The following is a 14,353-nucleotide window of genomic DNA, read 5'->3' as shown; positions in this document are numbered from 1 at the left end:
GCGCCGCCGTGCGCCGGGCCCCACAGACACGCGATACCCGCCGCGATACACGCGAACGGATTCGCGCCCGACGAACCGGCGAGCCGCACGGTCGAGGTTGATGCATTCTGCTCGTGGTCCGCATGCAGGATCAGGATGCGGTCGAGCGCGCGCACCAGCACGTCGTTGACCTCGTACTCTTCGCACGGGTTCGAGAACATCATGCGCATGAAGTTCGCGCTGTACGACAGGTCGTTCTTCGGATACACGAACGGCTGGCCGATGCTGTACTTGTACGCCATCGCGACCAGCGTGGGCAGCTTCGCGATCATACGGATCGCCGACACTTCGCGGTGACGCGGGTTATTGATGTCGAGCGAGTCGTGATAGAACGCGGACAGCGCGCCGACCGCGGCGACCAGAATTGCCATCGGATGCGCGTCGCGGCGGAAGCCGCGGAAGAAGAACTGCATCTGCTCGTGCACCATCGTGTGGTTCGTGACCGTCTTCACGAATTCGGCCTTCTGCTGCGCGTTCGGCAGTTCGCCGTTCAGCAGCAGGTAGCAGGTTTCGAGGAAGTCGGCGTTCTGCGCGAGGTTGTCGATCGGGTAGCCGCGGTAGAGCAGTTCGCCCTTGTCGCCGTCGATGTAGGTAATCGCCGAATTGCACGCCGCCGTCGACATGAAGCCCGGGTCGTACGTGAATTTGCCGGTCTGGCCGTACAGTTTGCGAATGTCGATCACATCCGGGCCAATCGTGCCCTTGTAAATCGGCATTTCGACGCTCGGCGAATTGTCGCTGAACGATAGCGTGGCTTTAACATCTGACGGGGTCATAGCACATCCTCAATCGAAGTATGGATACAGGGTTTCGATAATTGCACGCCTGGAACAGCGGACTGGCGGCGCTCAAGCGTTGCGCAGCAACTCCAGAACCCGGACCACGTCCGGGTCGGCCAGATCGCCTTCTGGTTCCTTGCGCGCGAGCAGCAAGTCCATCAGGTCGTTATCGCTCAGCTCGAGCAGGCGCGTGAGTGCGCCCACGTCGGCATCGCTGAGGTCATGCTCATATCGGCTGAAAAAACGCTCGAAAATCAGGTCGTTTTCCAGCAGGCCCCGCCGTGCGCGCCAGCGAAGACGCGCGCGGCGGAGAGGGTCGGACTGATGCGATGTTTCGGTCATGTCGGTACACCCCGCGCCGCGCCCGGGCGCACTGACCGCCCTCTCGGGGGCAGCGCGCGCCAGGGAGCGCGGAGCTCATTGAGACTAGACAGCGCGGCGAACCATCAATTCCTTGATCTTGCCGATTGCCTTGGTCGGGTTAAGGCCCTTCGGGCAAACGTCGACACAGTTCATGATCGTGTGGCAACGGAACAGACGGTACGGATCTTCCAGGTTGTCGAGGCGCTCGCCGGTTGCCTCGTCGCGGCTATCCGCGATGAAGCGGTAGGCTTGCAGCAGACCAGCCGGGCCGACGAACTTGTCCGGATTCCACCAGAAGCTCGGGCACGACGTCGAGCAGCTCGCGCACAGAATACATTCGTACAGGCCGTCGAGCTCGTCGCGTTCTTCCGGCGACTGCAGACGTTCCTTTTCCGGCGGCGGCGTATCGTTGATCAGGTACGGCTTGATCGAGTGATACTGGTTGAAGAACTGCGTGAAGTCGCAGATCAGGTCGCGCACGACGGGCAGGCCCGGCAGCGGACGCAGCACGATCTTCTGCGGCAGGTCGTTCAGGTTCGTCAGGCACGCGAGGCCGTTCTTGCCGTTGATGTTCATTGCGTCCGAACCGCACACGCCTTCGCGGCACGAGCGACGGAACGACAGGGTTTCGTCGAGCGCCTTCAGCTTGATGAGCGCGTCGAGCAGCATGCGTTCGTGCGAGTCGATTTCGATCTCGTACGTCTGCATGCGCGGAGCGGCGTCCTTGTCCGGATCGTAGCGGTAAATTTCAAATGTACGCTTGGCCATTTCTCTGAATTCCTTTGACTTGTGCCTTAGAAGGTACGCGCTTTCGGCGGAACCGATTCGACGGTCAGCGGCTTCATGTGAACCGGCTTGTAGTCGAGGCGATCGCCTTCGCTAAACCACAACGTATGGCGCAGCCAGTTTTCGTCGTCGCGATGTTCGAAGTCGTTCTGCGCGTGCGCGCCACGGCTTTCCTTGCGCGCTTCGGCGGAGACCATCGTGGCGCGTGCCACTTCGATCAGGTTCGCCACTTCGAGCGCTTCGATGCGAGCCGTGTTGAACACCTTCGACTTGTCCTTCAGATGGATGTTGTCGACGCGTGCCGCCACTTCACGGATGGCCTCGACGCCTTCGGACAGCAGAGCCGAGGTACGGAACACACCAGCGTGCTTCTGCATCGTGCCGCGGATGTCGTTCGCGACCGACTGCGCGTACTCGCCCGACGACGAGTTGTCCAGCTTCGCCAGACGCGACAGCGCGAAGTCGGCTGCATCGGCCGGCAGCGGCTTGTGTTCCTTCAGTTCCTTCACGTGCTTGACGATGTGGTTGCCGGCAGCGCGGCCGAACACCACGAGGTCGAGCAGCGAGTTCGTGCCGAGACGGTTCGCGCCGTGCACCGACACGCACGAGCATTCGCCCACTGCGTAGAAACCGTTGACGACTTCTTCGGGGCCGCGCGGCGTCCCGACGACCTGGCCGTTGATGTTCGTCGGAATACCGCCCATCTGGTAGTGGATGGTCGGCACGACCGGAATCGGCTCTTTAATGCAGTCGACGTTCGCGAACTTCAGCGCGATTTCGCGGATCGACGGCAGACGCTTCATGATCGTCTCGGCGCCGATGTGCGACAGGTCGAGCAGCACGTGATCCTTGTTCGGACCGACGCCGCGGCCTTCCTTGATTTCCTGGTCCATCGAACGCGAGACGAAGTCGCGCGGCGCCAGATCCTTCAGCGTCGGCGCGTAGCGCTCCATGAAGCGTTCGCCGTTCGAGTTACGCAGAATACCGCCTTCGCCGCGCACGCCTTCGGTGATCAGCACGCCCGCGCCGGCCACGCCGGTCGGGTGGAATTGCCAGAATTCCATGTCCTGCAGCGCGATGCCCGAACGGGCCGCCATGCCGAGGCCGTCACCGGTGTTGATGAACGCGTTGGTCGAGGCCGCGAAGATCCGGCCCGCGCCGCCCGTGGCGAACAGCGTGGTCTTGCCTTCGAGGATGTAGACGTCGCCGGTTTCCATTTCCAGCGCGCTCACGCCGAGCACGTCGCCGTCGGCGTCGCGGATCAGGTCCAGCGCCATCCATTCGACGAAGAATTGCGTCTTGGCAGCAACGTTCTGCTGGTACAGCGTGTGCAGCAGCGCGTGACCGGTACGGTCAGCCGCCGCGCAGGCGCGTTGCACCGGCTTTTCGCCGTAATTCGCGGTGTGGCCGCCGAACGGGCGCTGATAGATCGTGCCGTCCGCGTTACGGTCGAACGGCATGCCGAAGTGTTCGAGTTCGTAGACGGCGTTCGGTGCTTCACGGCACATGAATTCGATCGCGTCCTGGTCGCCGAGCCAGTCGGAGCCCTTGATCGTGTCGTAGAAGTGGTAGTGCCAGTTGTCTTCGCTCATGTTGCCGAGCGAAGCGCCGATGCCGCCCTGGGCCGCGACCGTGTGCGAACGCGTCGGGAACACCTTGGACAGCACGCAGACCGACAGACCGGCACGCGCGAGTTGCAGCGACGCGCGCATCCCCGAGCCGCCCGCGCCGACGATGACGACGTCGAAGCGGCGACGCGGCAGAGAATTCTTGATTGCAACCATGCTTTTATACTCTCCAGAGAATCTGCGCAGCGTAGCCCGCACATGCGAGCAGCCAGAGGATCGTCAGCACCTGGAGGACGAGACGCGTGCCAACGGGCTTCACGTAATCCATCCAGATGTCACGGATACCAACCCACGCGTGGTAGAACAGCGAGAGAAGCGTGACGAACGTGGCGAGCTTCATCCACTGCGTCGCGAAGATCGACGCCCAGCCGTCGTACGAAAAGTCGCGCGCGAGGAAGAACCACGCGAGCAGAATCACCGTGTACACCGCCATCACGCAGGCGGTGACGCGTTGCGCGAGCCAGTCGCGCAGACCGTAATGCGCGCCGACGACGAGACGCTTCGAACCGATTCGGTTATTGGCTGACATTTTTTAGAATGCTCCGAACAGTTTTGCCGCGAATGCGATGGTAAGCAGCGACGACACGACGATCACCACGATGGAGGTCGATTTGCCCTTCTCTTTCGACACGGCATCATGATTCGTATCCATCACGAGGTGACGGATGCCGGCGCAGAAGTGGAACAGGAAGGCCCACGCGAGAACCAGCGTGATCAGCTTGACGATGATGTTGGAGAGGAAGCCTTTGAATACTTCGAAGCTCAGTTCGGAAGTCAGGCTCTGATCGAAGAGGAACAGCAGGAACGGAAGGAAGAGAAACAACAAGGCACCGCTCACGCGATGCAGAATCGACACGCCCGCCGCCAGCGGGAAACGGTATGCCGTCAGTATTTGCCCAATACCGATGTTCCGGAATTCCGGCCTCGGTTTTTTTACGGCTTCTGCCATGCTAGACCCCTTACTATGTAGTCACACTAATCCGCAATTTTAGCGCCTTTTTATATCGCGCTGCAGCGAAAACCACGCTAGGTCCTTTGCTGCGCGCGCAATGAAAGCGCCTTCCGATCGGCGCGCGTGTGGGACGCCGCGCCTCGTTTCAGCCCGATTCAGCTCAGATCGTTCTGATAGTAATACCCGGTTGTGACATACCAACCTCGCCGGACTTCGACCGGTCGGTCCCCATAGGTATAGGACACGCGCTCGACCGACAGCAACGGAAAACCCGCCGGCACATGCAGCAGGTCCGCCACGGAAGGCTCCGCCGCGACCGCGCGGATTTTTTCCGTCGCGCGAATCATGCGGGTACCGAATTCCGTCTCGAACATCGCGTAGAGGGGACCCTTGTACTCCGACAGCCGCTCGAGCGTGAGCCCGCGGAACACGACGCCGGGCAGCCAGATTTCGTCGAGCACGGTGACTTCGCCGTCGAACTGCAGCAAACGCTTGATCAGCACGACCGGATCGGCCGGCTTCAGATCGAGCTGCCGCGCGATTTCCGCCGATGCGCGCAGCCGCCGGCATTCGAGCAGACGGCTCACGTGCGGATGCTCGGCGCCGTCGTCGGCGAGCAATCTCAGGAAACGGAACTGCGCGCGCTCTTCGTTGTGCGTTGCAACGAATGTGCCCTTGCCCTGGCGGCGCACCAGCAGGTTGTCGGCGGCGAGTTCGTCGATCGCCTTGCGCACCGTACCCTGACTCACCTTGAAACGCGCGGCCAGTTCGACTTCACTAGGAATGATCTCGCCCGGCTTCCATTCGCCGCTTTCGAGGCTCTGCGTAATCAAGCCCTTGATCTGCTGATATAAGGGGCTGAAGGTAGGCGAAGCGGCAGCGGAAACAGCGGATACGCCTTCGCCGGCGGCCCCTTGGCCATTCGGGTTCACAGGATTCGCCGGGTTCGAATTCATGCGCGCATTTCATCATAAAGGGCTGGGACACGTCTAGGGTTTTCCCCGCGATAGATGTGTCTTATATAAGACATAAGATACTGTTGACTTTGTCTGTTTCGACTCCTACACTCCTTGTCGAGCAAGGGTTTGCGGGATTTTGCGGCGGCTGTTTGATGCAGCGCCGCGACGCTCCGGCAGCCACTCTGCACCATGCCGTCCCCTACGCAGTCCAGGTTTCGATTCGCCGCCATCCGTTGCATTCGCGCGCTGTCTCCGTGTTGCACCCGCTGGCCCGACGCTTGCCGAAACGCGCTGTTTGCAGGAGCCCGCACCGTGCAGTTGCGGCCCCGGCCCGGCGTAAGCCCTGGGCCATCCCGTCCCGCTCCGCAGTACAGCTTTCCGGCACGGCGGTCTTGCCGTAACGCGCCGCCCGGTCTCGCCAATTCCGAGCCCGCACGCGAACAGTGAATTCCGCCGTGTTTCATCACGCTTCGCTGAACGCGCATATAGAATGGCGTTTTTCCTAGCGTCTAACGCATCGTCCTGGAGATTTCTCAATGGCTAAGCCCGCAAAGCGCGTTGCCGTCACCGGCGCCGCAGGTCAAATCGCTTACTCCCTGCTATTCCGCATCGCCAATGGCGACCTGCTCGGCAAGGACCAGCCGGTGATCCTGCAACTGCTCGATCTGCCGCAAGCGCAAGCCGCCGTCAAAGGCGTCGTGATGGAACTGGATGATTGCGCATTCCCGCTGCTGTCGGGCGTCGTGATCACGGACGACCCGAAGGTCGCGTTCAAGGACGCCGACATTGCCCTGCTGGTCGGCGCGCGTCCGCGTTCGAAGGGTATGGAGCGCAAGGATCTGCTGTCGGCCAACGCCGAAATCTTTACGGTTCAGGGCAAGGCGCTGAACGATGTCGCCAGCCGCGACGTGAAGGTTCTGGTGGTCGGCAACCCGGCCAACACGAACGCATACATCGCCATGAAGTCGGCGCCGGATCTGCCGAAGAAGAACTTCACCGCGATGCTCCGTCTGGACCACAACCGCGCGCTGTCGCAACTGGCCGCCAAGTCGGGCAAGCCGGTCGCGTCGATCGAAAAGCTCGCAGTGTGGGGCAACCACTCGCCGACCATGTACCCCGACTTCCGCGTTGCAACGGCTGAAGGTCAGGACCTGACCAAGCTGATCAACGACGAAGAATGGAACCGCAACACGTTCATCCCGACCGTCGGCAAGCGCGGCGCGGCGATCATCGAAGCGCGCGGCCTGTCGTCGGCGGCATCGGCGGCTAACGCTGCGATCGACCACGTGCGTGACTGGGTGCTCGGCACGAACGGCAAGTGGGTCACGATGGGCATCCCGTCGGACGGCTCGTACGGCATCCCTGAAGACATCATCTACGGCGTGCCCGTGACCTGCGAAAACGGCGAGTACAAGCGCGTCGAAGGTCTGGCAATCGACGCGTTCTCGCGCGAAAAGATGGACGGCACGCTGCAGGAACTGCTGGAAGAGCGCGACGGCGTTCAGCACCTGCTCGGCTAAGCATCTGATGCCGATGAACCGGAACTCCGAAGCGTCAGCGCGGCGGGTTCCGGTTTTTTTCGTGTGAATGGCCGTGCGATCATCGCCATTCGCCTCTGATTCGAACGTGCTTTGCCGTTGCCCGACGGCACTCGCGCAGAGCACGCCCGAATCCGACATCCTTAATTTTCACCACGCCCCACACGCCGAAGATGCGCGTTCTCACACCCGCCGAAGTGCTGTTTGAGGGCGAAGCGCCGCCCGCTGTGCTGCCTGCCTGCGATCACTACGCGGGCAGCGAAAAGCTGATGCTGAAGTCGCTCGCGTTACAGCAGCAACTCGGCCCGGTGTTCGATATCACGCTCGATTGCGAAGACGGCGCGCAGGTCGGCCGCGAGGCCGAGCACGCGGAACTGGTCGCATCGCTACTGGGCACCGAGCATGACCGCTTCGGCCGCGTCGGCGTGCGCATCCACGACTTCGCTCACGCGCACTGGCGCGACGACGTACGCCTCATTCTGCGCGCCGCAAAGCGAGCACCCGCTTACATCACGCTGCCGAAAATCCGCAATGTTCACGATGCCGCCGAAATGATCGCGTTCATCGAGGCGACGCGGCGCGAGCTCGGCCTCGCGCAGCCGGTGCCGGTGCAGTTGCTGGTCGAAACCCACGGCGCGCTTACACGTGTGTTCGAACTCGCGGCGCTGCCGGGCGTCGAGGCGCTGAGCTTCGGCCTGATGGACTTCGTCTCCGCGCACGACGGCGCGATCCCCGATACCGCGATGCGCTCGCCGGGCCAATTCGATCATCCGCTCGTGCGGCGCGCGAAGCTCGAGATTTCGGCGGCCTGCCATGCGTTCGGCAAGGTGCCGTCGCACAACGTCAGCACCGAAGTGCGCGACATGAGCGTGGTCGCGAACGACGCACAGCGCGCCCGCAACGAGTTCGGCTACACGCGCATGTGGAGCATCCACCCCGCGCAGATAGAGGCGATCGTCGCCGCGTTCGCGCCGCGCGACGAAGAAATCGCGACGGCCACCGAAATCCTGCTGGGCGCGCAGTCCGCGCATTGGGGCCCGACGCGTCACGGCGATACGCTGCACGACCGTGCGAGCTACCGCTATTACTGGTCGGTGCTGCGCCGCGCGCAAACCACCGGCCGCGCTGTTCCACAAGAAGCGGCGCCGCTTTTTGCGCAAGTGGGCGCCAACTGACACTCGGTGGCATAAGCGACGCGTTTTTCAAACGGCAGCGATGAGCCGGCACACAGGAGAAGGCGGAACATGAGCGAGACGACGCAAGCCGCTGGCGCAACAGGCGGCAACGAAACGCAAAGCGGCTTCAAGCCAAAAAAATCCGTCGCGCTGTCGGGCGTGACCGCGGGCAACACCGCGCTGTGCACGGTCGGCAAGACCGGCAACGATTTGCACTATCGCGGCTATGACATTCTCGACATCGCCGAGGCGTGCGAATTCGAGGAGATCGCTTATCTGCTGGTCCACGGCAAGCTACCGACCCAGGCCGAACTGACCGCGTACAAGACGAAGCTGAAGTCGATGCGCGGCCTGCCGGCCAACGTAAAAGCCGCGCTCGAATGGATTCCGGCCGCCGCGCATCCGATGGACGTGATGCGCACCGGCGTGTCGGTGCTCGGCACCGTACTGCCCGAGAAAGACGATCACAACCTGCCCGGCGCGCGCGATATCGCCGACAAGCTGATGGCCTCGCTCGGCTCGATGCTGCTGTACTGGTATCACTACTCGCACAACGGCAAGCGCATCGAGGTCGAAACCGACGACGATTCGATCGGCGGTCACTTCCTGCATCTGCTGCATGGCGTCGAGCCGTCGAAGGCGTGGGTCGATGCGATGCACGTGTCGCTGAACCTGTACGCGGAGCACGAGTTCAACGCGTCGACGTTCACCGGCCGCGTGATCGCGGGCACGGGCTCGGACATGTACTCGGCGGTCACCGGCGCGATCGGCGCGCTGCGCGGCCCGAAACACGGCGGCGCCAATGAAGCCGCGTTCGAAATCCAGTCGCGCTACCAGACGCCTGACGAAGCCGAAGCCGACATCCGCCGCCGCGTCGAGAACAAGGAAGTCGTGATCGGCTTTGGCCATCCGGTCTACACGATCTCGGACCCGCGCAACAAGATCATCAAGGAAGTCGCGAAGAAGCTGTCGAAGGAAGCGGGCAACACGAAACTGTTCTCGATCGCCGAACGGCTCGAATCGGTGATGTGGGACGCGAAGAAGATGTTCCCGAACCTCGACTGGTTCAGCGCGGTGTCGTATCACATGATGGGCGTGCCGACCGCGATGTTCACGCCGCTGTTCGTGATCTCGCGTACGGCAGGATGGAGCGCGCACATCATCGAGCAGCGCGTCGACAACAAGATCATTCGTCCGAGCGCGAATTACACCGGACCCGAGAATTTAAAGTACGTGCCGCTAAATAGGAGAAAATAGCGATCGCTGCGCGCTCCACAGCGCGTGCAGTTCAACCCGCGCGGCCGCCGGACTGGTCGTCCGCGCACTGTTTAACTGATTTTGATAGAAAGGTTTTCTCCATGAAAAAGCTGATGATCGCCGCCATGATTGGCGCCCTGTCCACGACGATGCTGACCGTCGCGACTGACGCCACCGCTGCGGACACGGCCACCACCACGAAGAAGCCGGCCACCAAGGCCGTCGCGAAGCGCCCGGAGCCGCACCGCCTGATCAAGCGCAAGCCGAATCCGGCGAAGGAAGCGAAGGTCGATCCGATCCCGGAAGGCGCTGAAAAGTGGGCGTGCAAGGACGGCCTTGCTTTCGAAATGAAAGGCGACATGAAGCGTGACCAGATTGTCACGGTTCACTGGGCGAACAAGAACTACAACCTGCCGCGCGAACCGACCACGACGGGCGCCGACCGCTTCCACGACGCAGCATCCGGTATGGACCTCGTCGTGATCCCGACGAAGGCCATGCTGTTCCAGGACAAGGACAGCTCGCGTCTCGCCGACGAGTGCAAGACGGTCGCCATGGAACAGGGCGCGCCGGCTGCAACGCAATCGAACGCGATCAACAAGACCGGCAACTGATTTTCGCCGCTAGGGAAGCCCCCGATGCCCGCCCCGATCTCCAACGTACGACCCGCCCCGGACGCCGTCCTGGTCGAGATCGTCGACTACGTGCTGGATTACCGGATCGACAGCGCGCTCGCGCTGGAAACCGCGCGTCATTGCCTGATCGACACGCTCGGTTGCGGACTCGAGGCGCTTACCTACCCAGCCTGCACCAAGCTGATGGGACCGATCGTGGCAGGCACGATCGTCCCCAACGGCGCGAAGGTGCCGGGCACGTCGTTCCAGCTGGACCCGGTTCAGGCCGCCTTCAACATCGGCGCGATGATCCGCTGGCTCGATTTCAACGACACCTGGCTCGCCGCCGAATGGGGCCATCCGTCCGATAACCTCGGTGGCATTCTCGCGACGGCCGACTGGCTCTCGCGCACCGCCATCGCAGCCGGCAAAGCGCCGCTGACGATGAAAGACGTCCTGATCGCCATGATCAAGGCGCACGAAATTCAAGGCTGCATCGCGCTCGAGAACTCGTTCAACAAAGTCGGGCTCGATCATGTGCTGCTCGTCAAGCTTGCGTCGACCGCCGTGGTCGGCCAGCTGATCGGCCTTACGCGCGACGAGCTGATCAACGCGATATCGCAGGCGCTCGTCGATGGGCAGGCGCTGCGCACCTACCGTCATGCGCCGAACACCGGTTCGCGCAAATCGTGGGCCGCCGGCGACGCGACCTCGCGCGCCGTGCGCCTCGCGCTGATCTCGAAGACCGGCGAGATGGGCTATCCGTCGGTGCTCAGCGCGAAAACGTGGGGCTTCTACGACGTGCTGTTCAACGGCAATGCGTTCCAGTTCCAGCGTCCGTACGGCTCGTACGTGATGGAAAACGTGCTGTTCAAAATCTCGTTTCCGGCCGAGTTCCACGCGCAAACCGCCGTGGAAGCCGCGCTCGCGCTGCATGTGCAGCTCGCCGCGCAGGGCCGGCGCGTCGAAGACATTCGCCGCATCACGATCCGCACCCACGAAGCGGCGATTCGCATCATCGATAAAAAGGGTCCGCTAAACAATCCGGCTGACCGTGATCATTGCATCCAGTACATGATCGCGGTGCCGCTGATTTTTGGCCGTCTGACGGCTGCCGATTACGAAGATTCAGTCGCGCAGGACTCGCGGATCGATGCATTGCGCGCGAAGATGGAATGCGTCGAAGACCCACAGTTCACGAAGGACTATCACGACCCGGAGAAGCGTTCGATCGCCAACGCACTGACGCTCGAATTCAACGACGGGTCGAAGTTCGGTGAAGTCGTAGTCGAATACCCGATCGGTCATAAGCGCCGTCGTGAAGACGGTATTCCGTTGCTGGTCGAGAAGTTCAAGACCAACCTCGCGCGGCGCTTTCCGGTCAAGCAACAACTGGCGATTCTCGACGTATCGCTCGACCAGGCCAAGCTCGAAGCGACGCCGGTCAATGAATACGTCGATCTGTACGTCATCTAGGTTGAGTACTGTAGTTCCGCGATCCAAACCAAGGAAAACACCATGGCCCACAACCTCCACAAAACGCTCAAGGAATTCGACAGCGGTTCCGGCAAAGGCAAGTTCTACTCCCTGCCGCAACTCGGCAAGGCTCTGAACCTCAAGATCGACCGCCTGCCGGTCTCGATCCGTATCGTGCTGGAATCGGTGCTGCGCAACTACGACGGCAAGAAAGTCGCCGAAGAACATGTCACGCAACTCGCGAACTGGAAGCCGACCGCGGCGCGCGTCGACGAAATTCCGTTCGTCGTGTCGCGCGTCGTGCTGCAGGACTTCACCGGCGTGCCGCTGCTCGCCGACATCGCCGCGATGCGCGGCGTCGCGAAGGCCGTCGGCAAGAACCCGAAGTCGATCGAGCCGCTGGTGCCGGTCGATCTGGTCGTCGACCACTCGGTGCAGATCGACCACTTCCGCGAGAAGAACGCGCTCGACCTGAACATGAAGCTGGAATTCCAGCGCAACAACGAGCGCTATCAGTTCATGAAATGGGGCATGCAGGCGTTCGACACGTTCAAGGTCGTGCCGCCGGGCGTCGGCATCGTTCACCAGGTGAACCTCGAGTACCTCGCGCGCGGCGTGCACAAGAAGGCCGACGGCGCGGACACCGTGTACTACCCGGATTCACTGGTCGGCACGGACAGCCACACGACGATGATCAACGGCATCGGCGTGGTCGGCTGGGGCGTGGGCGGTATCGAAGCCGAAGCAGGCATGCTCGGCCAGCCGGTGTACTTCCTGACGCCGGACGTCGTCGGTGTGCACCTGAAGGGCAAGCTGATCGAAGGCGTGACTGCGACCGACCTAGTACTGACGATCACCGAACTGCTGCGTAAGGAGAAGGTCGTCGGCAAGTTCGTCGAGTTCTTCGGCGAAGGCACGCGCTCGCTGTCGGTGCCGGACCGTGCGACGATCGGCAACATGGCGCCGGAATATGGCGCAACGATGGGCTTCTTCCCGGTCGACGAAAAGACCATCGACTTCTTCCACGGCACGGGCCGCACGGACGCGGAGATCTCCGCGTTCGAAAACTACTTCAAGGCGCAGGAGCTGTTCGGCATTCCGGGCGAAGGCGATATCGATTACACGAAGGTCGTCACGCTGGATCTCGCGACGGTCGCGCCGTCGCTGGCAGGCCCGAAGCGCCCGCAGGACCGCATCGAGATCGGCCACGTGAAGTCGACCTTCACCGACCTGTTCTCGAAGCCGGTCGCCGAAAACGGCTTTGCGAAGAAGGCCGCCGATCTCGACGCGCAATACACGACCAGCAACGGCGTCGACGTCAAGAACGGCGACGTGCTGATCGCCGCGATCACGTCGTGCACGAACACGTCGAACCCGAGCGTGCTGCTGGCCGCCGGTCTGCTTGCGAAGAAGGCTGTCGAAGCTGGCCTGACGGTCGCTCCGCACATCAAGACGTCGCTCGCTCCGGGGTCGCGCATCGTCACCGAGTACCTGACGAAGACCGACCTGCTGAAGTACCTCGACAAGCTCGGCTTCACGCTGGCCGCTTACGGCTGCACGACCTGTATCGGCAACGCGGGCGACCTGACGCCGGAACTGAACGACGCGATCACGAAGAACGACATCGTCGCGGCAGCGGTGCTGTCGGGCAACCGTAACTTCGAAGCGCGTATCCACCCGAACATCCGCGCGAACTTCCTCGCGTCGCCGCCGCTGGTAGTCGCGTACGCGATCGCCGGCAACATCACGCGCGACCTGATGACCGAGCCGGTCGGCAAGGGCAAGGGCGGCAAGGACGTCTACCTCGGCGACATCTGGCCGACCAGCGAAGAAGTCAACGCGCTGCTGAAGTACGCGATGGATGCCGACGCGTTCCGCAAGAACTACTCGCAGCTCACGAAGAAGGGCGATCTGTGGAGCAAGATCGAGGGCGAAGAAGGTCAGGTCTACGACTGGCCGAAGTCGACCTACATCGCCGAGCCGCCGTTCTTCGGCAAGGACTTCTCGATGACGCCGGCTTCCAGCATCGCGCCGGTCAAGGGCGCACGCGCGTTGGGCATCTTCGGTGACTCGGTCACGACCGACCACATCAGCCCGGCAGGCTCGATCAAGGAAGACTCGCCGGCAGGCCGCTGGTTGAAGGAAAACGGCGTGCAAAAGGCCGACTTCAACAGCTACGGCTCGCGGCGCGGTAACCACGACGTGATGATGCGCGGCACGTTCGCGAACGTCCGTATCAAGAACCTGATGATCCCGGCGAAGGCGGATGGCTCGCGCGTCGAAGGCGGCCTGACGATTCACCAGCCGAGCGGCGAACAGCTGTCCATCTATGACGCAGCGATGAAGTACATCGGCGCCGATACGCCGACCGTCGTGTTCGCGGGCGAAGAGTACGGCACGGGCTCGTCGCGAGACTGGGCGGCCAAGGGCACGCAACTGCTGGGCGTGAAGGCTGTGGTCGCACGCAGCTTCGAGCGGATCCATCGTTCGAACCTGGTCGGCATGGGCGTTCTGCCACTGCAGTTCAAGGGCTCGGATAGCGTGCAGTCGCTCGGCATCACCGGCGAAGAAACGTACGACATCGAAGGCCTCGGCGACGACTTCAAGCCGCAACAGGAAGTCACGCTCGTGATCCACGGCCAGGACGGCGACAAGCGCGTTCCGGTGCTGCTGCGTATCGACACGCCGATCGAAGTCGACTACTACAAGCACGGCGGGATTCTGCCGTTCGTGCTGCGCTCGCTGCTGGCTGCTTAAGCCTCGCGGCAACGCATACAGCCTCGCTGT

13 protein-coding genes are annotated in these 14,353 nt (G+C 62.3%); 6 read left to right on the top strand and 7 right to left on the bottom strand.

Annotated features, from left to right (window positions below; genetic code table 11):
* The 7 genes from gltA to HDG32_RS30835 form a co-directional block, all read right to left on the bottom strand.
* A partial coding sequence (gltA, locus tag HDG32_RS30865) for a citrate synthase (protein WP_184073131.1) occupies nucleotides 1-815 on the bottom strand: 815 nt, incomplete at its 3' end.
* Nucleotides 816-887: 72 nt separating this feature from the next.
* Nucleotides 888-1,160, bottom strand: coding sequence for a succinate dehydrogenase assembly factor 2 (locus HDG32_RS30860; protein WP_018424116.1), 273 nt, complete (start codon nucleotides 1,158-1,160; stop codon nucleotides 888-890).
* 84 nt (nucleotides 1,161-1,244) lie between these two features.
* Nucleotides 1,245-1,949 carry a succinate dehydrogenase iron-sulfur subunit gene (locus HDG32_RS30855; protein ID WP_090808286.1) on the bottom strand — a complete coding sequence of 235 codons (705 nt, stop codon included), beginning with the start codon at nucleotides 1,947-1,949 and terminating at the stop codon, nucleotides 1,245-1,247.
* 26 nt (nucleotides 1,950-1,975) lie between these two features.
* Complete coding sequence (gene sdhA, locus HDG32_RS30850; protein ID WP_184073129.1) at nucleotides 1,976-3,751, bottom strand: succinate dehydrogenase flavoprotein subunit; 1,776 nt, start codon at nucleotides 3,749-3,751, stop codon at nucleotides 1,976-1,978.
* 4 nt (nucleotides 3,752-3,755) lie between these two features.
* Nucleotides 3,756-4,124 carry a succinate dehydrogenase, hydrophobic membrane anchor protein gene (sdhD, locus tag HDG32_RS30845; RefSeq protein ID WP_184038008.1) on the bottom strand — a complete coding sequence of 123 codons (369 nt, stop codon included), beginning with the start codon at nucleotides 4,122-4,124 and terminating at the stop codon, nucleotides 3,756-3,758.
* 3 nt (nucleotides 4,125-4,127) lie between these two features.
* Nucleotides 4,128-4,544, bottom strand: a complete 417-nt coding sequence (gene sdhC / locus HDG32_RS30840) for a succinate dehydrogenase, cytochrome b556 subunit (protein ID WP_184038005.1) — start codon at nucleotides 4,542-4,544, stop codon at nucleotides 4,128-4,130.
* Between the two features lie 158 nt (nucleotides 4,545-4,702).
* Entirely contained in the window at nucleotides 4,703-5,503 is an 801-nt protein-coding gene (locus HDG32_RS30835) for a GntR family transcriptional regulator (protein ID WP_184038002.1), read from the bottom strand.
* Nucleotides 5,504-6,042: 539 nt separating this feature from the next.
* Here HDG32_RS30835 and HDG32_RS30830 point away from each other — a divergent pair.
* The 6 genes from HDG32_RS30830 (at nucleotide 6,043) to acnA (ending at nucleotide 14,323) form a co-directional block, all read left to right on the top strand.
* A complete protein-coding gene (locus HDG32_RS30830) occupies nucleotides 6,043-7,026 on the top strand; it encodes a malate dehydrogenase (RefSeq protein ID WP_090808272.1) in 984 nt (327 codons plus the stop codon).
* Nucleotides 7,027-7,217: 191 nt separating this feature from the next.
* On the top strand, nucleotides 7,218-8,219 hold the full coding sequence (locus HDG32_RS30825) for a CoA ester lyase (protein WP_184073127.1): 1,002 nt from the start codon (nucleotides 7,218-7,220) through the stop codon (nucleotides 8,217-8,219).
* Nucleotides 8,220-8,288: 69 nt separating this feature from the next.
* Nucleotides 8,289-9,476 carry a 2-methylcitrate synthase gene (gene prpC / locus HDG32_RS30820; RefSeq protein WP_090808268.1) on the top strand — a complete coding sequence of 396 codons (1,188 nt, stop codon included), beginning with the start codon at nucleotides 8,289-8,291 and terminating at the stop codon, nucleotides 9,474-9,476.
* Between the two features lie 101 nt (nucleotides 9,477-9,577).
* A complete protein-coding gene (locus HDG32_RS30815) occupies nucleotides 9,578-10,090 on the top strand; it encodes a hypothetical protein (RefSeq protein WP_184073125.1) in 513 nt (170 codons plus the stop codon).
* A gap of 24 nt (nucleotides 10,091-10,114) precedes the next feature.
* A complete protein-coding gene (locus tag HDG32_RS30810) occupies nucleotides 10,115-11,566 on the top strand; it encodes a bifunctional 2-methylcitrate dehydratase/aconitate hydratase (protein ID WP_184073123.1) in 1,452 nt (483 codons plus the stop codon).
* Nucleotides 11,567-11,608: 42 nt separating this feature from the next.
* On the top strand, nucleotides 11,609-14,323 hold the full coding sequence (gene acnA / locus HDG32_RS30805) for an aconitate hydratase AcnA (RefSeq protein ID WP_184073121.1): 2,715 nt from the start codon (nucleotides 11,609-11,611) through the stop codon (nucleotides 14,321-14,323).
* Nucleotides 14,324-14,353: the final 30 nt, after the last annotated feature.

The organism is Paraburkholderia sp. CI2, assembly GCF_014201055.1.
Taxonomy (GTDB): domain Bacteria; phylum Pseudomonadota; class Gammaproteobacteria; order Burkholderiales; family Burkholderiaceae; genus Paraburkholderia; species Paraburkholderia tuberum.
The sequence above is the reverse complement of the archived record's forward strand: the minus strand, read 5'-3'. Positions and strand labels throughout refer to the sequence as shown.

Excerpts from the sequence above, each read along its gene's own strand:
- HDG32_RS30860 (WP_018424116.1), bottom strand. The coding sequence starts at position 1,160 with ATGACCGAAACATCGCATCAGTCCGACCCTCTCCGCCGCGCGCGTCTT.
- HDG32_RS30855 (WP_090808286.1), bottom strand. The coding sequence starts at position 1,949 with ATGGCCAAGCGTACATTTGAAATTTACCGCTACGATCCGGACAAGGAC.
- sdhA (WP_184073129.1), bottom strand. The coding sequence starts at position 3,751 with ATGGTTGCAATCAAGAATTCTCTGCCGCGTCGCCGCTTCGACGTCGTC.
- sdhD (WP_184038008.1), bottom strand. The coding sequence starts at position 4,124 with ATGTCAGCCAATAACCGAATCGGTTCGAAGCGTCTCGTCGTCGGCGCG.
- sdhC (WP_184038005.1), bottom strand. The coding sequence starts at position 4,544 with ATGGCAGAAGCCGTAAAAAAACCGAGGCCGGAATTCCGGAACATCGGT.
- HDG32_RS30835 (WP_184038002.1), bottom strand. The coding sequence starts at position 5,503 with ATGAATTCGAACCCGGCGAATCCTGTGAACCCGAATGGCCAAGGGGCC.
- HDG32_RS30830 (WP_090808272.1), top strand. The coding sequence starts at position 6,043 with ATGGCTAAGCCCGCAAAGCGCGTTGCCGTCACCGGCGCCGCAGGTCAA.
- HDG32_RS30825 (WP_184073127.1), top strand. The coding sequence starts at position 7,218 with ATGCGCGTTCTCACACCCGCCGAAGTGCTGTTTGAGGGCGAAGCGCCG.
- prpC (WP_090808268.1), top strand. The coding sequence starts at position 8,289 with ATGAGCGAGACGACGCAAGCCGCTGGCGCAACAGGCGGCAACGAAACG.
- HDG32_RS30815 (WP_184073125.1), top strand. The coding sequence starts at position 9,578 with ATGAAAAAGCTGATGATCGCCGCCATGATTGGCGCCCTGTCCACGACG.
- HDG32_RS30810 (WP_184073123.1), top strand. The coding sequence starts at position 10,115 with ATGCCCGCCCCGATCTCCAACGTACGACCCGCCCCGGACGCCGTCCTG.
- acnA (WP_184073121.1), top strand. The coding sequence starts at position 11,609 with ATGGCCCACAACCTCCACAAAACGCTCAAGGAATTCGACAGCGGTTCC.